General features: G+C 46.9%; 22 protein-coding genes and 1 other annotated feature. Of the genes, 15 read left to right on the top strand and 7 right to left on the bottom strand.

Going from position 1 to position 24,731, the window contains the following annotated elements; genetic code table 11:
• Positions 1–57: 57 nt before the first annotated feature.
• The 14 genes from MKZ13_RS19260 to MKZ13_RS19195 all read left to right on the top strand — a co-directional run bounded on the left by MKZ13_RS19260 (position 58) and on the right by MKZ13_RS19195 (position 15,583).
• Complete coding sequence (locus MKZ13_RS19260; RefSeq protein ID WP_339177468.1) at positions 58–672, top strand: tetratricopeptide repeat protein; 615 nt, start codon at positions 58–60, stop codon at positions 670–672.
• A gap of 141 nt (positions 673–813) precedes the next feature.
• Positions 814–3,675: an ATP-dependent DNA helicase DinG gene (dinG, locus tag MKZ13_RS19255; protein ID WP_339177465.1), complete on the top strand. Its 2,862-nt coding sequence runs from the start codon at positions 814–816 to the stop codon at positions 3,673–3,675.
• A gap of 218 nt (positions 3,676–3,893) precedes the next feature.
• The gene (locus MKZ13_RS19250) at positions 3,894–4,547 is read left to right on the top strand and encodes a redox-sensing transcriptional repressor Rex (RefSeq protein WP_076209939.1); all 654 of its coding nucleotides are present in this window, start codon (positions 3,894–3,896) and stop codon (positions 4,545–4,547) included.
• Positions 4,534–5,838, top strand: a complete 1,305-nt coding sequence (locus MKZ13_RS19245; RefSeq protein WP_339177462.1) for an amidohydrolase — start codon at positions 4,534–4,536, stop codon at positions 5,836–5,838. Before MKZ13_RS19250 ends, MKZ13_RS19245 begins: the two co-directional genes overlap by 14 nt.
• Positions 5,839–5,875: 37 nt before the next feature.
• Positions 5,876–6,406, top strand: a complete 531-nt coding sequence (locus MKZ13_RS19240) for a DUF5590 domain-containing protein (protein WP_339177460.1) — start codon at positions 5,876–5,878, stop codon at positions 6,404–6,406.
• A 302-nt stretch (positions 6,407–6,708) separates the two neighbouring features.
• Positions 6,709–7,236, top strand: a complete 528-nt coding sequence (locus tag MKZ13_RS19235) for a hypothetical protein (RefSeq protein ID WP_100527246.1) — start codon at positions 6,709–6,711, stop codon at positions 7,234–7,236.
• Entirely contained in the window at positions 7,229–8,731 is a 1,503-nt protein-coding gene (locus tag MKZ13_RS19230) for an AAA family ATPase (RefSeq protein ID WP_339177456.1), read from the top strand. The genes MKZ13_RS19235 and MKZ13_RS19230 overlap by 8 nt, the downstream gene beginning before the upstream one ends.
• A gap of 133 nt (positions 8,732–8,864) precedes the next feature.
• Complete coding sequence (locus MKZ13_RS19225) at positions 8,865–9,737, top strand: 3-hydroxyacyl-CoA dehydrogenase NAD-binding domain-containing protein (RefSeq protein WP_017687750.1); 873 nt, start codon at positions 8,865–8,867, stop codon at positions 9,735–9,737.
• Positions 9,734–10,939 (top strand): acetate kinase, encoded by a 1,206-nt coding sequence (locus MKZ13_RS19220; protein WP_036671987.1) that lies wholly within the window; start codon positions 9,734–9,736, stop codon positions 10,937–10,939. Before MKZ13_RS19225 ends, MKZ13_RS19220 begins: the two co-directional genes overlap by 4 nt.
• Before the next feature lie 101 nt (positions 10,940–11,040).
• Entirely contained in the window at positions 11,041–12,336 is a 1,296-nt protein-coding gene (asnS, locus tag MKZ13_RS19215) for an asparagine--tRNA ligase (protein WP_017687752.1), read from the top strand.
• A gap of 20 nt (positions 12,337–12,356) precedes the next feature.
• Positions 12,357–13,061: a DnaD domain-containing protein gene (locus tag MKZ13_RS19210; RefSeq protein WP_221820358.1), complete on the top strand. Its 705-nt coding sequence runs from the start codon at positions 12,357–12,359 to the stop codon at positions 13,059–13,061.
• Between the two features lie 132 nt (positions 13,062–13,193).
• Positions 13,194–13,808, top strand: a complete 615-nt coding sequence (locus MKZ13_RS19205) for an RNA polymerase sigma factor (protein WP_339177451.1) — start codon at positions 13,194–13,196, stop codon at positions 13,806–13,808.
• Entirely contained in the window at positions 13,801–14,253 is a 453-nt protein-coding gene (locus tag MKZ13_RS19200; RefSeq protein ID WP_339177448.1) for a hypothetical protein, read from the top strand. Before MKZ13_RS19205 ends, MKZ13_RS19200 begins: the two co-directional genes overlap by 8 nt.
• A 37-nt stretch (positions 14,254–14,290) precedes the next feature.
• Positions 14,291–15,583 (top strand): multi-tm2 domain protein, encoded by a 1,293-nt coding sequence (locus MKZ13_RS19195; protein WP_339177446.1) that lies wholly within the window; start codon positions 14,291–14,293, stop codon positions 15,581–15,583.
• 162 nt (positions 15,584–15,745) lie between these two features.
• Here MKZ13_RS19195 and MKZ13_RS19190 read toward each other — a convergent pair whose 3' ends face one another.
• From MKZ13_RS19190 to MKZ13_RS19160, 7 genes are all read right to left on the bottom strand, one after another.
• A complete protein-coding gene (locus MKZ13_RS19190; protein ID WP_036607600.1) occupies positions 15,746–16,399 on the bottom strand; it encodes a methylthioribulose 1-phosphate dehydratase in 654 nt (217 codons plus the stop codon).
• A 3-nt stretch (positions 16,400–16,402) separates the two neighbouring features.
• Positions 16,403–17,080, bottom strand: a complete 678-nt coding sequence (locus MKZ13_RS19185; protein ID WP_339177443.1) for a 2-hydroxy-3-keto-5-methylthiopentenyl-1-phosphate phosphatase — start codon at positions 17,078–17,080, stop codon at positions 16,403–16,405.
• A complete protein-coding gene (locus MKZ13_RS19180; RefSeq protein ID WP_339177442.1) occupies positions 17,077–18,300 on the bottom strand; it encodes a 2,3-diketo-5-methylthiopentyl-1-phosphate enolase in 1,224 nt (407 codons plus the stop codon). Before MKZ13_RS19180 ends, MKZ13_RS19185 begins: the two co-directional genes overlap by 4 nt.
• The gene (proC, locus tag MKZ13_RS19175) at positions 18,297–19,157 is read right to left on the bottom strand and encodes a pyrroline-5-carboxylate reductase (RefSeq protein WP_036607595.1); all 861 of its coding nucleotides are present in this window, start codon (positions 19,155–19,157) and stop codon (positions 18,297–18,299) included. Before proC ends, MKZ13_RS19180 begins: the two co-directional genes overlap by 4 nt.
• A gap of 36 nt (positions 19,158–19,193) precedes the next feature.
• Positions 19,194–20,441 (bottom strand): glutamate-5-semialdehyde dehydrogenase, encoded by a 1,248-nt coding sequence (locus MKZ13_RS19170; RefSeq protein WP_339177439.1) that lies wholly within the window; start codon positions 20,439–20,441, stop codon positions 19,194–19,196.
• A gap of 238 nt (positions 20,442–20,679) precedes the next feature.
• Positions 20,680–21,783: a glutamate 5-kinase gene (gene proB, locus MKZ13_RS19165; protein WP_047843533.1), complete on the bottom strand. Its 1,104-nt coding sequence runs from the start codon at positions 21,781–21,783 to the stop codon at positions 20,680–20,682.
• An 82-nt stretch (positions 21,784–21,865) separates the two neighbouring features.
• Positions 21,866–22,080: a binding site (T-box leader), on the bottom strand.
• A gap of 64 nt (positions 22,081–22,144) precedes the next feature.
• Positions 22,145–23,353 (bottom strand): pyridoxal phosphate-dependent aminotransferase, encoded by a 1,209-nt coding sequence (locus tag MKZ13_RS19160; RefSeq protein WP_339177437.1) that lies wholly within the window; start codon positions 23,351–23,353, stop codon positions 22,145–22,147.
• 260 nt (positions 23,354–23,613) lie between these two features.
• Between MKZ13_RS19160 and MKZ13_RS19155 the strand changes: the two genes are divergently transcribed.
• Positions 23,614–24,609, top strand: coding sequence for an ABC transporter substrate-binding protein (locus MKZ13_RS19155; RefSeq protein ID WP_339177434.1), 996 nt, complete (start codon positions 23,614–23,616; stop codon positions 24,607–24,609).
• The last annotated feature ends 122 nt before the right edge of the window (positions 24,610–24,731 follow it).

The raw sequence follows: 24,731 nt of genomic DNA, 5'->3' as shown, positions 1-24,731 counted from the left end.
TTTTTCAAGGGTGGGGATGCATCGATGTTCCAGCATGTTTTCGCAGAAATGAACGACATGTTAGATGAAATTATCAAGAGCTATCCTTCCGCTGAAGGCCTGAACAAACAAGAATTGCTGCAAAAGTGGAACTTGCTTAAGCGGATGAGTGACGGAATGCTGGATGAATGGCTGATGTTTGAAGAAAAGATGAGCCAGGTAAGGGAGCGGGAGATGGATAAGCCTGCTTCCCTTGAGCCGGAACAGGAAGCTGTTACCGCTCTACCTGAACTCCATCTGGAATGTTTCAGTCGAGGTCAGGGCTATTTCAAATTACAGATGTATCCGCAGGCGATCATGCAGTTCTCCCGGGTTGTGACCGACCATCCGGAGAGTGCATTGACTCGTTTTTACCTGGCGCTCGCGTATCTGAATCTGGAACAAATGGCGGAAGCCGGGACACATTTGCAGCAGATCATGTATCTTAAGGGTTCGCCTCGCTTAAAAGGGCTTGTATGTAACGCCCTGGGCTGTATTCAAGCCAAGCTTGCGAATCCCGAAGCTGCATGTTCACTCTTTGCACAGGCCCTTCAGTATGACCCGACATTGACCGAACCACTGTACAACATGGAAGCTTGCAGGTTGAACAGGGGAAAATTGCAATATGCTAATCAGCTGACGACCCTTCATTAAGCGGGAATTCGGCGACAAAAAACGGTGTTCCCTCCTTTGGCATAGCGGCGGGGACACCGCTTTTTTGTCAGTTAATTTTCAAATCCCCTTTTTTTTGCTATGCTGTAACATAGACTGGAATGGAAGGGACCGTACATTGCAATGAAATTTGCCGTATTGGATTTCGAAACAACCGGCACGCAGTCCGACGGTGAGATTATACAGGCCGGACTTGCCATCATAGATCATGACTACAGCATAACTCAAATATATAGTTCTTATGTGAACCCTGGTGTACCGATTCCCCCGTTTATTTCGGGGTTAACGGGTATTACCGATGAAGATGTGGCGGACGCTCCTTCACTCGAAGAGATGATGATGGAGATGGTTCCGCTGCTTAATGATGTGGTGCTTGTTGGACACAACGTCGCTTTTGATTTTCACTTTTTGCAGAATGCTCTCGACCGTTGCGGTTATTTGCCGTTCACTGGCCGCATTCTGGACACGATTGATTTTCTGAAGATCACATTCCCATCACTGGGTTCTTATCAACTCGGTTATGTGTCTTCCGAATTTGGATTTCAACATGATCGCCCTCACCAGGCAGACAGTGATGCACTGGCGACAGCCTATGTATTGCTCAAGTGTCTGGATGAGTTAAAGGAATTACCGCTCATAACGATTCAGCGCCTCAGTGACCTGTTTTCACCAGAAGACAGTGACTTGGGTTGGTTTTTGGACGGAATGCGCAGTGAGAAGGAAGCAGAGCCGATTCAGGACCTGGACGGACATACCTATTATCGTCAGCTTGCTCTTAATGTAAGTGATTGGACTGATATAGGTGCACCACGCGATGAGCGGGAGGCTAACCCCCTTGATGGTGTAAGCTTCGAACAGTTTATGGACCAGGTTCGGGAGAACCTGAAGGATACGCTGGATCATTACGAGGAGCGTGAAGCGCAGACTCAGATGTTCAGCAGTGTAAGGCAAGCCCTGGATGAAGAAAAACATCTCTTGATCGAAGCAGGAACAGGCACTGGTAAATCTCTGGGTTATCTCTTGCCTGCTATTTACGAAAGTGTGAAGCAAGAACAGAAAGTTATGGTTAGCACGCATACAATCAATCTGCAGGAGCAATTGAGAGAGCGAGACATTCCGATGCTGACCCAAGTGGTTCCGTTCCCGTTTAAGGCTGCTGTCTTCAAAGGGCGTGGACATTACCTGTGCCTGCGAAAATTTGAACACAAAATCAATAAACGTGAGTTCGCCACACCCAAAGAGGATTATTTCACAGCAGCTCAGATGATTGTCTGGCTTACGCAGACCGAAACCGGAGATGATGAGGAACTTAACCTTAGCGGACGCGGAGGGGACTTCTGGGAGACGGTACAGAGCGAATCTGAGTCTTGTCTGGGAAGATCATGTCCATGGTTCCGCAAATGTTTCTACCATCGTGCCAAACATGAGGCAGGGTTGTCTGATATCGTAATCACCAATCACTCCAAATTATTTACGGATGTGAAAGCCGCGCATCAGCTGCTGCCAGCCTATGAGAGTCTTGTGATCGACGAGGCACATCATCTGGAGGATGTCGCTGGTAAACATCTTGGAATGCATATGAAATATTTCACCTTGGTTCATACACTGACCCGCCTATTTAAAGACAGTCGTAATGGTCAGCTGCCTATGCTTCGTTCCCAGTTATCCGGGCATGAAAATTCGGTGCAATGGGGCTCCATGGTGGATCAGATGTTCCCGCTCGCTCTTGAAGTTAAGGAGCTGTGGGATCGTATGAGCGATGCCTTGTTCGGTCTGTTGCCTGAACGAAGTGATGCTTCACCGGGAGAAACGGGGCAATTTTCACTGCGTCTGAAAGCATCTCAGAAACCTGCGAAATGGCAGGAGTTGCAGGATCTGGAGAACCAGATCTATGTGACTCTGGGCGATTTGGTTCGCAAAGGGGACAAATTGCTGCTTGAGGTGAAAGAAGATCAGGATGATTATCAATCGGATAGTCTGATCACAGACATTACAGGATTGCTGAAAGATCTGACCACATTGAAGGAGAATCTACGTTTCTTCATGCGTATGGATGACGCCAAAACGGTGTACTGGATGGAAGCCAGCGGCCAGTTCCGCAGTAAATCTCTCCAGCTGTATGCCGTACCTGTAGATGTCAGTGCACAGCTTAAGGATTTGTTTTTTGACAAAAAGAAAAGTGTTGTGCTTACATCGGCTACGCTCTCTGTGGATAAGTCATTCCAGTTCATGATTGAACAGCTTGGCTTGCAGGAAGCTTCCGAGAATAATCGGCTGTTAACGTCGATGCTGCCATCACCTTTCAACTATCGCGATCAGGCACTTCTGGTGATTCCGCGTGATTTCCCAAGTGTGAAGGGAAGTGTGGGTGATGCGCACTTTGTTAATATGCTGGTGCAATCACTCGCAGAGACGGCAATTGCCACGCGTGGACGCATGATGGTTCTGTTTACTTCATACAAGATGCTGCGACAGGTCTATGATCCGCTGAAGGAGGCGCTATCTGGTAACGACATCTCGTTGCTTGGGCAAGGCGTTGACAGTGGAAGTCGTTCCAAATTGACTCGCAGGTTCCAAGATGCCAAAGCAACGGTACTTTTGGGCACAAGCAGCTTCTGGGAGGGTGTAGATATCCCGGGAGAGGCCCTAACCTGTCTCGCTATTGTTCGACTGCCTTTCCAGCCACCGAATCATCCGTTGGTGGAAGCCAAGAGTGAGCTGCTTCAGGAACAGAAGAAAAATCCGTTCATGAAACTGTCCGTGCCGCAAGCGGTCATTCGTTTCAAACAGGGATTTGGCCGGTTGGTGCGTACAGCGAAGGACAGAGGAATTGTCATTGTTTATGATACACGGGTGATTGAAGCGTACTATGGTAAATTCTTTTTATATTCATTACCTGGTCCCAAAATGGAACACATGCTCACGGAGCAGATGGTTCCACGAATTACCGAGTGGTTGGAAAAATCTGCTAATGAACAAAAATAATGGTTGTTTTGTTCGTTACATCATTGCATGACACTATCGTTTGGCGTTAAACTTTATTAGATATTTCCGTATCCGATTAAAGCAGTTGCACGTAAGAACTTATAACCTAAATTACAAGGAGCATTCTGTATAAAATGTCACGTTTATCTTTGAGTTTATACAGAATGCTCATCTTTTCATCTATTATTTTATCGTGGCCTTGGTAAGGGGGAGCAAGAATGAAATCGGATAAAATTTCGGAAGCGGTGGTACGACGTCTGCCTGTATACTTGCGTTATTTGAACGAGTTGCATCAGCGTGAGGTGGCTACTGTTTCTTCTCAAGAGCTTGGACAGAGGCTGGACCTGAATCCGGCCCAAATTCGTAAAGACCTGGCTTACTTCGGTGATTTTGGTCGTAAAGGGATCGGGTATGATGTATCCTATTTGATCGAGAAAATTCGTCACATTCTCAAGATTGATCAGCAAATTAATGTAGCTCTGGTAGGCGCGGGTAATCTAGGTCAAGCCTTGTCCAACTACAACGCATATCTGAAAGACAACATGAAGATTGTTGCTGTATTTGATGCATATGGACCGAAGATTGGTAGTCAAATCAACAGTTTGACAGTAAAACCAATGGATGAATTGACGGAGGCGGTTAAAACGGATAACATCCGCATCGGAATTATCACGGTTCCGGATACGGAAGCCCAAAATGTAGCCGATCAGCTTATTGAATCCGGAATCGAAGCGATCCTTAATTTTGCACCAACAATTCTAAAAACACCGCCGCATATCCGCATTCACCATGCTGACTTTACTACGGATCTGCTTAGTTTGGCCTATTACTTGGAGACTGGAAAGGACGACGAGGAAGATGACAACAAATAGATGGGTAATCCACAACGGCAAATTTGCCGTTAATGAAGGCGCAACATGGAACGTGGTTCAAGGATACATGGTTGTTGAGAATGACAAGATTGTGCATATTGGTGAGACATTGCCGGATGAAGACAAAAATTGTACCAAAGTGGATGGAAAAGGATTGTTCTTCCTGCCGGGTCTGATCAATACGCATGGTCATGCAGCAATGTCGTTGCTCAGAGGGCACGGAGACGATCTTGCGTTGCAAGTATGGTTGCAGGAAAAAATGTGGCCGATGGAAGCAAAATTGACTTCAGAAGACGTATATTGGGGAACTTCGCTATCGGTGCTTGAAATGTTGAAAGGCGGAACTACAGCTTTCCTGGACATGTACGATCACATGGATCAAGTGGCCAAAGTTGTGGAGCAATCCGGCGTTAGAGCAGCACTGGCACGTGGTGTAATCGGGCTGTGCTCGGAAGAAGAGCAATTGCGGAAGCTGGAGGAGTCGGCAGCGTTTGCACGTGAGTGGAATGGACAGGCAGATGGTCGTATAACAGCTGTAATCTCGCCACATGCACCATATACATGCCCTCCTGACTACATAGAGAAGCTTGTGCAGGTCGCGAACGACCTAAACCTTCCCCTTCATACACATATGTCGGAAACGCTTCGTGAAGTCGAGCAGAACGTGGCTGATTATGGACTGCGTCCTGTGGCACATCTGGAGAAACTGGGCTTTTTCTCTCGTCCATCCCTGGTTGCACATGCGGTGCATCTGAATGACGAAGAGATTGAGATTCTGGCCCGTCATGATGTGGCTGTATCCCATAACCCGGGAAGTAACCTGAAACTCGCTTCCGGTGTTGCGCGGGTACCTGCGTTGCTGAAAGCAGGAGTTACCGTGTCACTCGGAACAGACGGACCGGCAAGCAACAACAACCTGGATATGTTCGAGGAAATGAGACTGGCTGCATTGATCCACAAAGGTGTATCTGGTGACCCGACGGCAGTGCCAGCAGGCGAAGCGTTACTACTCGGAACGTCATACGGTGCCAAATCTATCTTCTTGAACAATACCGGAGCACTCCAGGTCGGCATGAAGGCTGACTTTATCGCCTTGGACATTGAACAGGCACATTTCTATCCACATACAGACCTGATCTCACATGCGATCTACTCGGCTTCTGCCAAAGATGTTGAGCACGTATGGGTGGATGGAAAACAAGTGGTGAAACATGGCGAATGTCTTACGCTGGATGAAGAACGCATTTTGCGGGAGTCTCAATTGGCATTTGATGGTCTGCTTGCTCGTTAATTGCAGGACAGCATCATAGGGAAAGGAAGTTCGGCTTTTGAAGAAAAAAAAGAAGTGGATATGGATTTCGCTGCTTGCACTGGTTCTGATTCTGTTTGGACTTCAGCGTTATTACGTCTATGTCACGCAGGACCAGCGCAAGGAAGAAGCGCTCGCTATACAGGCAGCACAGAAGCAACTGGGCATTACATCCTATGATGAATTGCGCAAGTACATCTGGGGAGACAAAGAAGGCTCTGACAACATCTACTGGACCCTGATCGGCAAAAACAAGGATAACCAGGATGTTATGGTCTGGGTTAAGTTCGACGCAAACAATCAACCTGCTACGGGTGCAAACGCTGTACACAGTGAATTGCTACAGAATGGTATGTCCGAAGCGCAGATACGCAATCGCTTCAGTTCTGAGGTTCCTGCCGGCGAGATTAAGCGAATCATGCCCGGAGTTGTGAATGGAATATATGTGTGGCAAGTGTATTATAAAGACGGTACGCATAACCACTATCGCTTTTATCGTTTTAGCAATGGAGAACAGGTGGACCTGATCTACACACTCCCGAACAGCTAGAACAAATAGAGTGACATAACTAGAGAATTTAAAGAAATGAAAGAACCGGCAGACGGATATCCGACTGAACCGGTTCTTTGTGTTGCCTGTAAACATATTTGATTTAAATAGTTAAAATTAATAATTTATTCATATTTTCGCCTTCGAAATTGTATATACGATGTGATATACTCAGATATGTACTCAAAGTTACATTCAAAAACAAATAATCCTGTCGAAATTCTCGCAGGAGTCAATGTGCACATATTCGTATATACCAATAAGCCAGTAAGTTGGGCCAAATTCTGGGAGGGGTAATTCACTTGAAGCTAAAAGTATTGCCTATTGCTATAACTGCCGTCATTTCAGCCGTTGTGTTGTTTGGAGGTTGGTTTGTATATCGTCAAGTGGCCGTGCAGAATCCGATTGAAAAGATGGTTACCCAGTACGATGGAGTCAATGACGTTCAATTAACTATTAACCGCAATGATGTACAATTGAAACTGGATCTGCAACCTGATGTTGATTTGGGCAGACTGGTACAATATATTCACAAAGAAGGACAGACCCTGATTGGAACACGCTCACTAAAGTTGGATGTTGTGGATCATTCCAGTGAAGCGCTGGAAAGTTGGTGGGGGGATGCGATGTTCACCGTAGCTCAGGCGATGGAGAACAAGCAATACACCGAGATTACACCAACGTTGTCAAAGATGGCGACGAATGGAATGAAGGTAAATACAGCGATGGATGACAACAATGTATATGTCAGTCTCAGAGACGGAGATGCCAGCAAGTTTATTATTCTGCCGCGTGTGCCCGGTCAGATAGGAGTGTGGCCTAATGCCTAAGTGGACAAAAGAAGTTGCCATCGGATTTTTTCCCGTATTGATTATTTTCCTTGCTTTTACTGGTGTTAATATTGTTCCGATCCTGATTGCAGCAGTGCTTATCGGAGCTTTGCTGTTCATGATGCAAATGCGTGGCGGGATTACAGTAGGCGCTGCACAGGAACGTAAACGGAAGAAAAAAGGACCTTCCAAGCTTACTTTTGAAGAAATTGGCGGACAAGACAGTGCTAAGCAGGAATTGCGTGAAGCGCTTGACTTTCTGATCAAACATGAAGAAATCCGGAAGTTCGGGATTCGCCCGTTAAAAGGGATTTTGCTGACGGGCCCTCCAGGGACAGGGAAAACGTTGATGGCCAAGGCTGCTGCCCATTACACCGATTCTATTTTTGTAGCAGCATCGGGTAGTGAGTTCGTGGAAATGTATGTTGGTGTGGGTGCCAGCAGAATTCGGGATTTGTTCAAGGACGCAAGAACCCGTGCCACCAAGGAAAATAAGGAAAACGCTATTATCTTTATCGATGAAATCGATGTCATCGGGGGGAAACGTGAGGGTGGTCAACAGCGTGAATATGATCAGACCCTCAATCAGCTCCTGACGGAAATGGACGGAATCTATTCTTCCGATACGCCAAGAATTCTGGTTATCGCTGCAACGAACCGTAAAGAGATGCTGGATAGCGCCCTGACGCGACCGGGACGTTTTGACCGCCACATTCAAGTGGACTTGCCTGACAAAAAGGGCAGAAAGCATATCCTGGAACTGCATGCGGTGAACAAACCTCTGTTGAAGGAAGTTAATCTGGAGAAAACAGCGGAAGAATCATATGGTTTCTCCGGTGCACAGCTCGAAAGTGTGATGAACGAAGCAGCAATATACGCCATGAGAGACGGGCTGTTAAACATTGAACAGCGGCATTTGTCCCTGGCTATTGATAAAGTCATGATGGGTGAGAAGACAGACCGTGAGTCCAGCGTGGAAGAGAAGAAAAGGGTCGCCATTCATGAGTTGGGACATGCCATTATGGCTGAACTCGTTCGTCCAGGCAGTGTTAGTCAGGTGGCACTTAGTCCGCGTGGTCAGGCGCTGGGATATGTACGTCATAACCCGCAACAGGAACAGTTCCTTTATACGAAGCGCTTCCTGGAAGAGCAGATCATGATTGCACTCGGAGGAGCAGCTGCGGAGGAAATGTACTACGGTGGTCGTTCCACAGGGTCACGCAATGACTTTGATCAGGCAACCAATGTTGTTCAGACGATGATGGCTTCGGGGTTGACTTCACTTGGGATTGTGAACATGGATATGGTCACAACCGAGGAACTGATGCGAGAGAATAAATTAATTCTGCAAGAACTGATGGAACAGACGAAGCAGTTGCTTGAAGCACAACGGACAATTTTCGACAATTCACTCGACATCTTGATCCGTGAGGAAGTTTTGTCTGGCGAACAATTTCGTTGTCAATTTCGTGACAGTGCCCTTCTACCAGCATAATTTATTTATGCTGGTTATTTTTTTTTACATTTCACTCGTGCTAAGATATTATTATATGTTGGGTCGAAATTTGTAATTTTCGGCGAACAGGGTACAATAGAGAAATAGAGAACCGAAAGGATGGAGCAGAACCATGTTTTTCAAAAAAATAGGAGTTGTCGGCGGCGGTACGATGGGGCAAGGTATTTCCCAGATGCTCGCAGCCAAAGGACTTGATGTGCTTCTCGTGGAGCATACAACACAAAAGCTGGATCATGCATATGACATGATCGAAACCAATCTGGATAAACAACTGGAGAAATGGGCGATTACAAAAGCGGAGAAGAAATTGATTCTTTCCCGTATTACCAAGGTAGCTCATTTAGCTGAACTTGGAACTTGCGACATGGTCATTGAGACGATTTCAGAGGATCTGGATGCGAAAAAAGCAGTATTCAGCCAACTGGACCAAGTTTGTCCAAGCAATGTCATTCTTGCAAGTAATACATCCACGCTGAGTTTGACCGAGCTTGCAAGCTCGACCAAATACCCAGAGCGTGTTATTGGTATGCACTTTATTCACCCGGTATCCCGGGTTGATCTTGTAGAGATTATTCGTGGACTGAAAACTTCGGATACAACATTCGAAGAGACCAGACGTTTTGTTGAAGAAGTAGCGGACAAAAAAGGAGTCATGATTTATGAATCCCCTGGATTCGTAACTTCCCGCTTGATCTGCCTGCTGATTAACGAAGCGTTGCATGTATTGCAAGAAGGTGTTGCATCTGCTGAAGATATCGATGACGCAATGCGTATCGGATACAACTTCCAACATGGACCACTCGAAATGGCTGACCGTTTCGGATTGGATTCTGTTGAAGCTGCACTCGAAAGAATGTTCCGTGAATTCGGAGAATTGAAATATCGTCCTTCTACAGTCCTGAAGAAAATGGTGCGTGCAGGACACCTGGGTGCCAAAACAGGCGAAGGATTCTTCAAGTACGACAAGGATGGTGACCGACTGTGAAAGTACTCGTAATTAATGCGGGGAGTTCCTCGCTCAAATATCAACTGTATAATATGACTGACGAATCTGTACTGGCTAAAGGTCTGGTAGAGCGGATCGGAATGGATTCCTCCATTCTGACACACAAACCGACAGGCCGTGAGGATGTTACAGAAGTTAGTGAAATTCTGGAGCATACAACAGCGATCCGTAAAGTCATTGATATTTTGACTCACAAAGAAAATGGTGTACTGGATTCTGTAAGTGAAATTCAAGCTGTTGGACACCGTGTTGTTCACGGTGGTGAAGCATTTAAAGAATCTGCATTGGTAGATGATGCTGCTAAAGCTGAAATTCGTCGTTTGTTCGACTTGGCTCCACTTCATAACCCTGCAGCAATGATGGGTATTCGTGCGGCCGAATTAAATATGCCTGGTGTGCCACAGGTTATGGTCTTTGATACAGCGTTCCATCAGACGATGCCGGAAAAAGCTTATCTGTATGCTATTCCGCGTGTGCTTTACAAAAAATATAAAGTACGTCGCTACGGCGCACATGGTACTTCCCATGATTTCGTAAGCAAGGCAGCTGCTGAATATCTGGATCGTCCAGTGGAAGATCTGAAAATTATCACTTGTCACGTCGGTAACGGTGGTAGTGTAACAGCAGTTAAAGGTGGCGTATCCGTGGATACTTCGATGGGTATGACTCCGCTTGAAGGACTGATGATGGGAACACGTTCTGGTGACCTTGACCCAGCCATCGTACCTTATGTAATGAACAAGGAAGAACTGAGCGTAAGCGAAGTGAACTCCATGTTGAACAAACACAGTGGATTGCTTGCGATCTCCGGAATCAGCAGTGACATGCGTGAGATTACGGAAGGTATGGAGAATGGCGATGCCAACTCCACACTTGCTTTTGAAATGTACGAGTACCGTCTGCGTAAATACATCGGATCATATGCAGCTGCAATGAACGGTGTAGACGTGATCGTCTTTACGGCTGGTGTAGGTGAGAACTCCGTTGTACTTCGCCAAAAAGTATGTGAGCAGCTCACTTATCTGGGTGTTGAACTGGATGAAGCGCTGAATGCCATTCGTTCTGGCGAACCACGCCGGATCACAACAGCGAACTCCAAAGTGGAAGTTCTCGTTGTGCCAACAAACGAAGAATTGGTCATTGCACGTGATACACACCGAATCGTATTGAATTCTCAGTAATCTAACTGTAAAGTAAATATAGAATGACAAGGAAGTGCAGAGGACAGGCATAAGCCTGCCCGCTGCATTTTCAAATTCAGGAACCAAGGGGAGATATGGGCATGAATACGAATTGTGTAATTCGTAATGTGAACGAGCATGTGGGCGAAACCGTAACAATCGGTGCCTGGATTAACAACAAACGTTCCAGCGGTAAAATTCAGTTTTTGCAGCTGCGTGATGGAACCGGATATATCCAAGGGGTTGTTGTAAAAAGTGAAGTTAGTGAAGAGATCTGGAACAATGCCAAAAGCCTGACTCAAGAAAGCTCTTTGTATGTTACAGGTATTATTCGTGAAGAACCTCGCAGTGCGTCTGGTTACGAGATGACTGTTACAGGGGTTGAGATCATTCACCTGACTGAAAACTATCCAATTACGCCTAAAGAGCATGGTGTTGATTTCTTGATGGATCATCGTCATCTGTGGCTTCGTTCCACGAAGCAGCGTGCTGTTATGGTGATTCGTGCAGAGATTATTCGCGCTGTTCAGCAGTTCTTTGATGGTAACGGATTCACACAAGTTGATCCTCCTATTTTGACACCATCGTCTGCGGAAGGAACAACTAACCTGTTCCACATCAAATACTTTGATGAAGATGCTTATCTGACACAAAGTGGTCAATTGTATATGGAAGCTGCAGCCATGGCGCTGGGCAAGGTATATTCCTTCGGTCCAACATTCCGTGCAGAGAAGTCCAAAACACGTCGTCACTTGATTGAGTTCTGGATGATTGAGCCGGAAATGGCATTTGTAGATCACGAGGAGAGTCTGCGTGTACAAGAGAAATTTATCGCTCATGTCGTTCAATCCGTGGTGAAAAACTGCCGTGCAGAACTGGAATCTATCGGTCGTGACGTATCCAAACTCGAAGGCATCGTAGCGCCATTCCCACGAATTACGTATGATGAAGCAATTGAGTTCCTGCATGGACAAGGCTTTGATATTCCTTGGGGAGAAGACTTTGGTGCACCACACGAAACAGCAATTGCTGAGAAGTACAATACACCGGTCTTTATCACGCATTACCCTGCTGGAATCAAGGCATTTTATATGAAACCAGATCCGAATCGTCCTGAAGTTGTCCTCTGTGCGGATATGATTGCACCAGAAGGCTACGGAGAGATTATTGGCGGTTCGCAACGTATCGATGATCCGGAATTGATGCAACAACGTTTTGAGGAGCACAATCTCTCGGATGAAGCTTACCAATGGTATCTGGATTTGCGTAAATACGGATCGGTTCCTCACTCCGGTTTCGGTCTGGGATTGGAGCGGACGGTAGCATGGATCTGTGGTTTGGATCATGTACGTGAAACAATCGCATTCCCACGTATGCTCTATCGTCTGTACCCTTAATGCTTAACCGGGGAGCGTCTATGGAAGACACCACATCCAAAGCTTGGTTGGATGGAGCAGCTTATGGCATGACTTCGGGTACAGCCCATCTGCCGTATGCCTTGTTACGTTATTATCACCAGCTTGGCCTATCAGATGCAGAAGTGCTTCTTCTGATTCAACTGTTAGGGTTCCGTCAGGCAGAGTTCAATGAGTTTCCCACGCTTGAAGAGCTTGCGGCGCGCATGGGGCTTGCACCTGAAGGCATTGCCAGAATGTTGCAACGTCTGATGAGGGATGGGTATATTGCTATTGACGAGCACCGTGACGAAGAACGGGACATCCAGTACGAGCGATATGATTTACATGGATTATATGCCAAGCTTGCAGCATGTACTGCTGAAGAAGTAGCCGCATTCCGTGCGGAGCAGCAGCGCAGCAATACAGCACGTCAAGATTCGAACAGTGTTCAAAAAGAAGAGGAAGAACGGAACATGTTCTCCATTTTCGAAAAAGAATTCGGACGTCCGCTCTCGCCAATGGAGTGCGAGACGATATCCGGCTGGTTGGATCAGGACCGTTATCAAGAGGAATTGATTCTCATGGCTCTGAAGGAAGCGGTTTTTGCAGGCAAAGTACATTTCCGGTATATCGATCGAATCCTGCTTGAGTGGAGTCGCAATCGTGTCAAGACCGTTCAAGACGCGAAGGCGTACACACAGCGGTTTCGTAATGGTGGACGTTAATTCCAGCGTAGACAGGGACAAGAAACAGGCCAGAAGTCATTCTGTGCCTGTTTTTTTGGATTAAAGATTGGATGAGTGATCAGCAACATCAACCTTTCAGGCAATGATTTCATTTTGTTTTACAAAAATTTGATGGATCACGCAGGGGTTAACACACAAGCTGTCGTCTATAGTATTGGAGAGGAGGGGAGAGTTATTGATGAAGCGCGCGTAATCGAACAAATCCGTCAAGGAGATACATCCCAGATGCGTACTCTGATTGATAAATATAGCCAGCATGTATACCATGTGGCCTATTCCGTACTCAGGAACGATCAGGAAGCACAGGATGCAGCTCAGGAGGCGTTCATACAGATGTATAAGTCTCTCCCCGACTACCGTTCTGAAGGTTTCAAAACGTGGTTAACCCGAATTGCCTTTCACAAAGCGATTGATGCCAAACGCAAGCTGGGCAGACGAACTGCTGAGGATCTGGGTGGAGAAGAAAAAATAATCAATATGCCCGGACGGGATGAAGACGTTCTTACCCGTCTCGTTCGTGAAGAACGTCAGGATAAACTTCGCGAGCGAATTAATCAGTTGCCTGCTCAACATCGTGACATTATCACTGCGTATTATCTAAGCGAAAAAAATTATGAGCAGATTGCCAGTGATGCACAGGTGGCTGTGAAGACTGTGGAATCCCGCTTGTATCGTGCCCGGCAGTGGATTCGAAAACATTGGAAGGAGGATGAATGGTATGAGTAAACAGGAGAAGTATACCGCTGCGCAATGGACTGAATATATTGAAGGCCATATGAGTGAAACTCAAGCGAACCAAATGGAACAGCTTCTGATGGAAGATCCGGATGCGATGGACATCTATCTGGAAGCGCTTGGTATCCATGGAGAACTGCCTCCGCTACATGACCCAACAGGGTTTGCGGATTCAGTCATGCATCGGATTGAGGGCATTCAATCACCCAAGGTACAACGCAAATCCCGTGCTGGGCGAAACCGGCGCTGGCTTGATCATAAAGTGTTCCATTACGCGGTAGCGGCCTGTTTGACATTGATCTTCCTCTCGTCTGGACTTTTTGACAAGGTAGCACCATATCACAAGTTCCAGGATGGCGACCACAGAGGGTCTTTTACCGAGAAATGGACGGAGGCAGCCACTTCATGGCTGGATAACTTCAAGCCTAAACCATAAATAGTTTCGCATTGCCTGAAAAGAAAGGATGACGACTGTGCACTCAGATCGTAACAAATTACTCGCATTTCTATTAAACCTGATACCAGGTCTCGGTTTCATGTATTGGGGACGGGCCGCAAGGGCTGTGATTTATCCATTGCTTTTCTTCGGAACAGCTGTTGGCTCTTTTATGCTAGCAATGGTCACTAATGATCAAGATTTAATGATTATCGGTGCACTTTTTGCCGCTTTTTTCTGGGGGATCAGTATGCTGGACATGATTATTGTTCTACTCCGTGCGCCTTCTGCACGAGATGCTCATTATAGGGGATACGGTGCGCCTTATGGAGCTCCTCCACACCAAGGAGCAGCCTACCAGGGAGCATACATGGGTCAACAAGGGCCTATGGAGCAGATGAATGAAGATGAGCTACATCAACATCCAGGTGGTGAATATGGCCATCCAGAGGGGCCCTATGGTCAACCCATGTACCAAAAAGGCAGTGAGGGTGAACGATTCTTCACCATTTTGCTCTCATTTGTTCCGGGATTGGGACACCTTCATCTGGGATTGTTGCATCGCGGATTGTCGTTTCTGATGGCGTTCTTTGGTTCATTTGCCATGATGGTTTTTGTAGCTTCGATCACCAATGAATCGGTGTTTCTAATGTTCTTACTCATTCTTCCAGTAATTTGGGTATACTGCATGTTTGATGCGGTGCAACATGTCCACCGTAAGCAGGCTGGTGAGGTGTTGCAGGATCGGACATTATTCGAAGAATTGGAGATGGGCAGAGTAGCCGGACGACGTAGCAAAGTGCTTGCAACGCTGCTTTCCGCTTTTCCAGGTGCGGGTCATCTCTATCTGGGATTGCAAAAAAGAGGCATGCAATTAATGTTCCTGTTCCTTGCAAGCATCTATATTCTGGACCTGCTTCATTTATCGGTGTTCCTGTTCATGATTCCGTTGATCTGGTTCTACAGCTTCTTTGACGGGCTACAGTGTTCCAGTCGCTATGGACGCGAGCCTTTGGTTGATCAACCGATCTTCAAGGACTGGGCCCGCCATCAGCGTCTGATTGGATTCGGGATTGCCGCGCTGGGTCTATATTACCTGGCGATCCGTCTTGTCATTCCACAGCTGAATGAGCTCTTCCCTAATGCATTCATGACGTATGAGATCCGTTCCTATCTGAACACCGTCATTGTATCCTTGCTGCTCATTTTTGGCGGCTTGAAGCTGCTGTTTGGCAAGCAGAGGGGGACGGGTATCCATAGTGCTGCTCATCGAAATGATGAGGGAGCAGACAGTCTCTTTTTATTCAAGGATCGGGATGATCGACTGTAATTTACGATCCAAGTTGAATTGGAGATTATTTACACTGACAATACGATGACAGAGCTACCTTTCAATCGCTGTTATCCCACAACAAAAACACGCCAAAGGCTTATGTATACCAGCCTCTGGCGTGTTTTTGGTTGTCCAGCTTTGATTTCGAATAAATGATTGCTATTTCGTAGCACCCTTCAGGAGAAGTTGACGGTACATCACTTCGAATAGGAATTCGAAAGCCTCCAGATGACGTTTCGCTTCAAAAGCATCCTTGCCCCACGCATATATGCCGTGGTTACGCAGCAAAATTCCTGGTACGTTGGCATCAAGTACACCTGGCACCAATTCAGCGATAGATGGAATATCTGCAAAGTTAGGCAGGACGGGTACACGAATCTCCGCATTTTCTTCCCAGATGTTAAAAGCCTTGATCAATTCAATTCCTTGAATCGGTACGTGTCCATCTGCTCCAAAGAATTCGCTAATCAGGTTGTTAAACACGGTATGCACGTGGAATACAGCACCACAACCGGTCAAACGATAGATTTCACAGTGAATCAACGTTTCGGCACTTGGTTTCAACGTTGTTGTCTCAATCGCTTTGCCGTGTTTGTCCACAAAAAGGAAGTCTTCCGGTGTGCGAAGAGATTTGTCTTTGCCTGAGGCGGTAACCGCAAAATAAAATTGCTCCGGGTCAAAGTCTCCTACACGCATTGACAGATTGCCACTTGTTCCGGGGAACCAGTTACGACTGGCGAACAACGCTTTAATATCAGCCAGTTCTTCAAGGACCTGACGTTTGTGTTCCAATGTAATCTTTTCAAAGCCCATCGTTTACAGCACTCCTTGTGTTTGCTTCTGTTTCATATCTTCGATGATATCGTAAAAGGTAGCGAATGGCACATGGTCCACACCAAGTTCAATACATTTATCCGTCAAAATGGAGCGTGAGTAGACGAGATCGGCAATTTTGGCACCTTCAAAATCTGTCAGACTGTCTCCAATAAGAATTCGATTGTATTGTTCTTCCGGGAAGGTACGAATCACGGTTGTTTTACACATACCGCACCCGTTCTCACAAGGAGGCTGGCAGGGATTCGGCCATTCAATCCGAATGGTTTCACCCGAGAAGTCAGCTCCGTTGCAAAAGACATGATCCTGCGGGATATGAAATGGTGCGAGTAACGGTTCGATAAAAAAGTCCATACCCCCGCTGGTCACATTGAATTCGATCCCTTCGCTGCGAACATATACAAGAAACTCGCTGAATCCTTCACGGATACCCGCTTGTCCAAGTACAAATTCCACAATTTCATCTTTCTGGGATGCAGGCAGAAGAGCGAACATGGCTCCAACACCTTCACGCAGCGAGATGTTCTGCTCGATCGTATCTTTCATAATCGCTTCAATGCCCTCAGGCTTGAAATGTTTCATGATCGCTACGATGTTGTCCGAGAGGGTAATCGTACCGTCAAAGTCACAGAAAATGACTGTTTTTTTATCACTTCTCATCGTTCGCCACCCCACAGGTCCAATGCGCTTTTCAGCTCTGGATGCTCGATTGCATACTGAGCGAGTGGAATGGAACGCTGAGCTGCCTCAATGGCTTGCAGGAATGCACGTCCGCCTGCTTCAGTGCCCATAGGATGTCCATGAATACCGCCACCAGCATTAACGATGACATCTGTGCCAAAGTCGCGCAAAATAAGCGGTACAAGGCCTGGGTGTATACCGGCTGAAGGCACTGGCATACTGGTTCGTACTGGCAGATCAGCTGTCAGTAATTGCTCCGTGATCGCCATGTTTTCTTCCTTCGGCATTGTAACCGAACCATAAGGAGAAGGGAAGAGCACCAGATCGGCACCCGCAAGACGCATCAGCTGGCCAAGTACAACCGAAGCCGAGATGCCGTAATGTGGTGAAGGATACAGTGCACCTGCAAGAGCAGGGTGAGCCATAATCGGCACATTGATATCAGGATCACTGCTGAGTTCATGCAGGACATCATATCCGTATGACAATACGTTGAACAATAATGCATTTGCTCCAGCGCCAATGGCACGTTCAGCTTGTTGCTTCAGACGAGATGTAGGTCCTGTAAGATTGGTTGCATACAGAAGTTTCTTGCCGGTCTCCTTGCGTGCCTGTTCGGCAGCTTTCATGCAGACCTCGACTCTTTTTTCGATGGGTGTCAATTTATTCTCAAACAGAATCTCATCGTCCTTGATCAGATCAACGCCACCAAGAGCCTGACGAATAAATTGTTCACGCAGTTCATCTGCATTTAGCCCAATAACTGACTTGAAGATACTCATTAACAGTGGTCGGTCGTGTACACCAAGCAGATCACGAACACCATTCAGTCCAAACTTGGGTCCCGGGAATGCACTGAGGAAGCCATCCGAGAAACCAAGCTTTGTTAGTTTGATCCGGCCATCCATTGAAATTTTGCCAAAGACCGTCACGAGCAGGGCTGGGATATCACGACTGAAGTTAACATCAGGATATCCAATGGTAATATCAGCGTAACGCTCACCCGCAGCCATGCCATCAGCTTCATGGACTTCTACGCTGATTACTTCGCCCAGATGCTTCTGCATTGCTTCACGTTGTGCTTGCGGCAACTCCGTCCAGCTACCCACGGTCATGCCAATCGCGATGGACTGAGCTTTCTTGCGAAAGTCTGCATGATCATCATGCAGACGATATGTGGCTGTGCACATGTTATTCATTTTAAATCCCCTTCCAAAGCAGCTCCCATCTCCCGTGAGCGCTCTGCACAGCGGTTGACGGCTGCGATTACATTTTCAAAGAAATCTCCTTCGTCCAGCGTTTTCAGTGCTGCCTGGGTTGCCCCTCCCGGGGATGTCACATCACTACGAAGCTTCATTGGTTCCAAACCGGTTTGTTGTACCATACGTGACGCGCCAAGCACCGTCTGAACAGTGAGATCACGAGATTGCTGGCTGGATAAGCCACCACGAATACCTGCGGCAATCATGGCCTCCATTAGATAGTATACATAAGCAGGGCCGCTTCCGGAAATCCCTGTGAGCACTTCGAGTTTATCTTCAGGCACAATGGTCACGATTCCAACCGCTTCAAACATGGTCATTACCGTACTGCGCTGATCATCCGTAATCTCCGCAGAGAAGGCAAGACCGGTTGCGCCAAGTCCGATTGTACTGGACGTATTTGGCATGGTTCTGGCGATCGGCTGTTTACGACCGAGCAAGGACTGCATCGTGCGGATTGATAATCCGGCAATGACAGATACGATCAGTTGATCAGGTGATAACAGCGGACCAAGCTCGCGCAGCGCTGCAGCAGCATCTTTGGGTTTCATACAGAGTACAATGACCGGAGTGGAGGCAAGATGATCCAGAGATTGTGAGGCCGTTCCGGTATGTACTGCATAACGGGTGCTGAGCTCCTCCTGACGTTTCTGGTTGCTGCGGTTCAGCATCGTAATATCCTGAGGACGAACGACTAGGCGGGAGATCAGTCCGCGCACGATGGCTTCAGCCATCGCGCCTGCTCCGTGGAAAGTAATCTTCTGTTGTAGTAACGTCTGTTGCTCTTGACTCATATTTATCGTTCCTCCTATATAACTGGTGCTGGGATATTATTGACGAATCTGTCCATTGCCTGTAATCCGATATTTGGTTGATGTCAGTGCTGGTAGTCCCATCGGTCCACGAGCATGCAGTTTCTGAGTACTGATTCCGATTTCGGCTCCATAACCAAATTCAAATCCGTCGGTGAAACGTGTGGACGCATTGTGATAGACGGCTGCTGCATCCACATCATGCATGAAACGCTCTGCATGGGCTGTATCCCGGGTTACGATACACTCGGAATGTTTGGTTCCATAATGTGCGATGTGCTGCATCGCTTCGTCAAGGTTCTCGACCACCCGGATATTTAAAATGTAGTCGTTGTACTCGGTCGCATAGTCTTCCTCGGTTGCCTCAAGGGCAGAAGGAACAAGACGGCGCACCGTGTCGCAACCTTTCAAGACCACACTGGCCTCACGGAATTGCTCGGCAAGAGCAGGCAGATGCTCTTCCGCGTATGCGGCATGCAGCAGCAACGTTTCCATGGAGTTACATACGGATGGACGTTGTGCCTTGGCATTGATGGCAATTTCGGCTGCCATAACTGGATCGGCTGATTCATCCACATAGGTATGGCAGATGCCCGCCCCAGTTTCGATGACAGGTACGGTTGCGTTGGCAACCACATTACGAATGAGGGAAGCTCCTCCGCGTGGGATGATAACGTCCAGCAGCCCGTTCAACTTGAGCATCTCATCTACGGAAGCACGATCTGCATCTTCAACCAGTTGCAAAGCATCAGCAGGCATGTCTGTCGTTGTGAGTGCCTGATGCAGCACCTCCACAATTTTACGATTGGAAGACAGGGCAGAGGAGCCGCCGCGCAGAAGCACCGCATTACCTGTTTTGAGACATAATCCGGCTGCGTCCACGGTTACATTAGGTCGAGCTTCGTAGATGATACCGATCAGACCAATCGGCACTCTAAGCTTTTCAACATGCAATCCGTTAGGACGGGTAAATGTCTCCAATACTTCACCGACTGGATCAGGGAGATCCGCAATCTGACGTAATCCTTCAGCAATGCCAACAATGCGCTCTTTATTGAGGGCGAGTCGGTCCAGCATGGATTCCGGTGTACCTTGTTCTCTGCCGCGTTCCAGATCTTCGGCGTTTGCCGTAATGATGGAATCTGTCTCCTTAATCAAAGCATTTGCCATGACACGCAGGGCTGTATTTTTCTGTTCTGTATTCAATCGGTTCAGCTGTGGAACCGCGGCTTGGGCCTTGATGGCTTTTTCTCTGACTTCACTCATCTTAATTCCTCCTCATATATATAAAGTTAAAATTTTAACCACATGTTGGACTAAAGATTATTTACACAGACACTACGATGACAGAATAACCTTCCAATCGCTGTTATCCCCAGATTTTTTCGATTCCCTTTTCTAAAGGGAAAATCCGGTGATAAAGGCGAACGCTCCGCTTTTTCAGGTTTTTTCTGTCCTCTCCATTACGTGTAAATGATTAGTTTAACTTAATATTGCTTCATGTTTATTTTAACGTAATCCATTCGTCTCTATGAATAACTTCAAGTCTGTGGATGCTGGCAAGTTGTTTCATCACTTCTCCACTGGGAAGTCCGGCAATGAGTCGAAGCTGGTCATCATCATAATTGACAATACCGCGACCGAGCAAGGTTTCATCCATGCCAATGACCTCTACGACGTCTCCAGCATGGAATGTTCCCAGTACTCGCTTGACCCCTACAGGTAGAAGACTATGGCCCCCATGGACAAGTGCTTCTTCAGCACCATCATCCACAACGACGGTTCCCAGCGGAGTGGACATGAAGCCCAGCCACTGCTTTTTACGGGATAACGAAGCGAGTCGTGTCTCAAAGTAAGTTCCTTTGCCCGTGCCATCCACTGCCTTCTGCATATCTCCGGGTTCTTTCACACTTCCCACAAATACCGGTACGCCTCCACGTGTAGCAACCTTGGCAGCATCAACTTTGGATCGCATTCCGCCTGTGCCAACCGATGATCCTGAACCGCCGGCAAAAGCATAGATCTCAGCCGTTATTTCGGGAATACGGTCGTAACGAACGGCAGAAGGATCTTTGCGCGGATCTGCGGTGTATAGTCCGTTGGTATCCGTAAGAATGATCAGATGTTGTGCCTTCACCAGGTTTGCAACCAATGCGGACAACAGATCGTTATCACCAAACTTCAATTCGTCCACCGACACCGTATCATTCTCATTAAAAATCGGAATCACTCGCTGTTTGAGCAGCTCTTCTACGGTCATGCCCGCATTACCCATGCGTTTACGACTGTGAAAGTCTGTACGAGTTAACAGAATTTGCGCCGTAGTAACGCGGTGCGCTGCAAAAGCCTGTTGATATGCCTGCATCAGTAATGCCTGCCCAACGGCCGCTGCGGCTTGTTTCTCATGTAGCAGTTTGGGGCGCTGAGGATAACCGATCTCCCGGAATCCGGCCGCTACCGCTCCTGAGGTGACCAGAAGTACTTCATGGCCCTGATCAGCCAATGCTGCAATCTCTCCGGCAAAAAAAGTGATCGAACTGCGATCCAGACCGCCTTCTTCCGTTGTAAGCGAACTGCTTCCAATCTTAACTACAATACGTGAAGTCATGGTTTCACTTCCTTAAACATGATTAATAAGTGCTTCTGGAGCAGGCTTTTGCGGGTACAAAAAAAACTCCCGCCCTTTGGTTAAAAAGGACGAAAGTTCGTTACTTCCGCGGTACCACCTTTATTGATGAATAAATCATCCGGCTTCATGCCCTGTAACAGAAGGCACTGTCCTGTACGTAACAGGCCGCTCAGGGGTAGGTTTCAGAGAAGAGTCGCGGTAAATTCTTTCAGCAGGGTGGAATTTACTCTCTGGGCGCGACTGATATTCTCTTACTGGTCCCGTCATCACGTTTCGTTCAATATTTCTTATAACATACCATGGAAAGTTGGCATATGCAAAGGGGTTATGGTCCTGTAAATTACTTGAATAAATTCAGCTTGCCAATCCGCTCCACAGCTTCGCGTAATCGGTTTTCATCACTTAGCAGTCCTGCGCGCACATAGCCTTCACCATGCGAACCAAAACCAATACCTGGGGCTACGGCCACCTTGGCTTCTCGTAGTAACAAGTCTGCAAATGAAGCGGAGGTATAACCGGCAGGTACAGGCAACCAACTGAAGAATGAACCTGCTGGTTTGGAAGCTTGCCAACCAATGGAGGATAGAGCGTCATAAAACGCATTGCGACGGGATTCGTAACGTGAAACCAGCGAGGCAACACATTCCTGGGAGCCAGTCAGTGCTTCCGTTGCCGCAGCTTGAATCCCACCGAAAAGACTGACATAGATATGATCCTGAAGCAGATTGATTTTAGAGACAATCTCTGCGTTACCGAGTGCGAATCCAACACGCCATCCAGCCATATTGTATGTTTTGGATAACGTATAGAATTCAATGCCCACTTCTTTGGCACCAGGGGCTTGCAGGAAACTTACGGGACGATGTCCGTCGAATCCAATTGCACCGTAAGCAAAGTCGCTGGCTACTACGATTTGATTTTGAATGGCAAATTCAACCGTATCTTCGTAGAACGAAAGGGGTGCCGTTGCTGACGTTGGGTTGTTGGGATAGTTCAGGAACATCAGCTTGGCCTTCTCCCGATCTTCGGCTGTAACAGCTTCATAATCCGGCAGGAATGCGTTGGACTCCAGCAAAGGCATAAATGACATATTTGCTTTGGCAAGTGCAACACCAGACCAGTAATCCGGGTAACCCGGATCTGGAACGAGAACGGTGTCGCCGGGGTTTAGCAGGACCTGAGGTAACTGAACTAGACCTGTTTTCCCTCCGAACAGAATCGCAACTTCAGTCTCGGGATCCAGATCAACGTTGTAATCTTCCTTATAACGTTTGGCGACAGCTTCCTTCAGGAAAGAGTACCCTCTAAAAGGCGAGTATTTGTGGTAGAGGGGATTCTCAGCCGACTCTTGCAGTGTTTTCACAATATGAGGTGGTGTAGGTTTATCCGGGTTCCCCTGACCCAGATTGATCACGTCATGTCCACTTGTGATTTCACGATTTACATTTTGAACAAGGGTAGCAAAAAATTGCGTTGGCAGCTGTGTCATCACATCAGAAGTCGGTATCTTAAAAGCTGAACGAGCAGTTATATGGTCTGAATGGGTCATTATATTCATCACTCCGGTTATTAAAAATGGCAAATAGTTCTCATTAATTTATCACGCAAATCCCGAGCTGTATAGAGGGAAATGCACTTGAATATACAGTACATAGGAGCAAAGAGCAGAGTATTGTACAAAACTGAAAGTGCTCATTTCGTTTTGTCCATTGAGCTGAGAGAAGCCATGTTTTATGATAATATCCGATAATGATAATCAATATCATTAATTTCTAGCACAACGCACATGATATAGGGGGAGAAATAGAAATGAAAAAGGGCATACGAAATACGGGAGTATTATTAACGATCACATGGTTATCCATTCTGCTGCTGGCTTGTGGAAATCAGGCTGCAACACCTGCTGCTGGCGCTGATGATTCCAAAGCAGCCACAGAAACGACAGAGACCACGACTGCAACGGAAGAGACGAACGAGGGCGAGACCCGGATATTCAAAGACTGGACTGGCCATGAAGTTGAGATTCCTGTAAATCCGAAGCGAGTTATCTATCATGGAGAAGTTACAGGGGATCTGCTCGCGCTTGGTGTTGTTCCTGTCGGCATACTTCGTCAAGAGGGAACCGTATTTGATGATCAGGTTGCTCAGGCAGAAGATGTAGGATTTCCGATCAGTGTGGAAAAGGCGTTAGACCTGAATCCCGATCTGATCATTTTCTCCAACAGTGACGAGGGTCAATATGATCAGATCGCAAAGGTTGCACCTACGGTTACATTTGATTCGTTTGGTTTAATAGAAGATCGCATGCGTATCCTTGGCGACTTATTGAATAAGAAGCAAGAAGCGGAGGACTGGATTACGGCTCATCAAAAAGCGACGGAAGAGATGTGGACGCAACTTCATGAGAACGGATTAAAAGAAGGGGAGACCGCTTCGGTATTCACCATGTATCCCGGGAATCGTCTGTTTGTCATGGCAGGTGCAGGATTGCCACAGTTGTTATACGGAAAAGACGGGCTGAAGCCAACCGCGGAAATCCAGAAAGTATTGGATGAAGACATGGGATTTGTAGAGATTTCGACTGAAAAATTATCTGAATTTGCCGGTGATCGGATATTTATTCTGGATCCTGTGACCGACGATGCGAAGCAATCCACCAAGGAATTGCTGGATAGTACAATCTGGAAGAACCTGCCTGCGGTGAAAGAAGGAAAAGTATATCGTTTTAATATCGTAAAAGCTTCTAGTGATGCTCTTTCCAGGGAGTGGCTGTTACAAGAGCTGCCAAAACAGATAATTCAATAATGGTGACGAGCTAGTGAGGCAGCAGTAACACCTTTGAGTAATGCAGTTATAAAAAAGTGAAAGGAGCCTTCAACTTTTCGTTGAACGCTCTTTTTTGCTGATTAAAGTCATATCTGGATTAT

Origin of the sequence: Paenibacillus sp. FSL R5-0701 (assembly GCF_037973995.1) — a bacterium.
Taxonomy (GTDB): Bacteria; Bacillota; Bacilli; order Paenibacillales; family Paenibacillaceae; genus Paenibacillus.
Note: the sequence above shows the minus strand (reverse complement) of the source record. Positions and strands in the feature narration are given on the sequence as shown.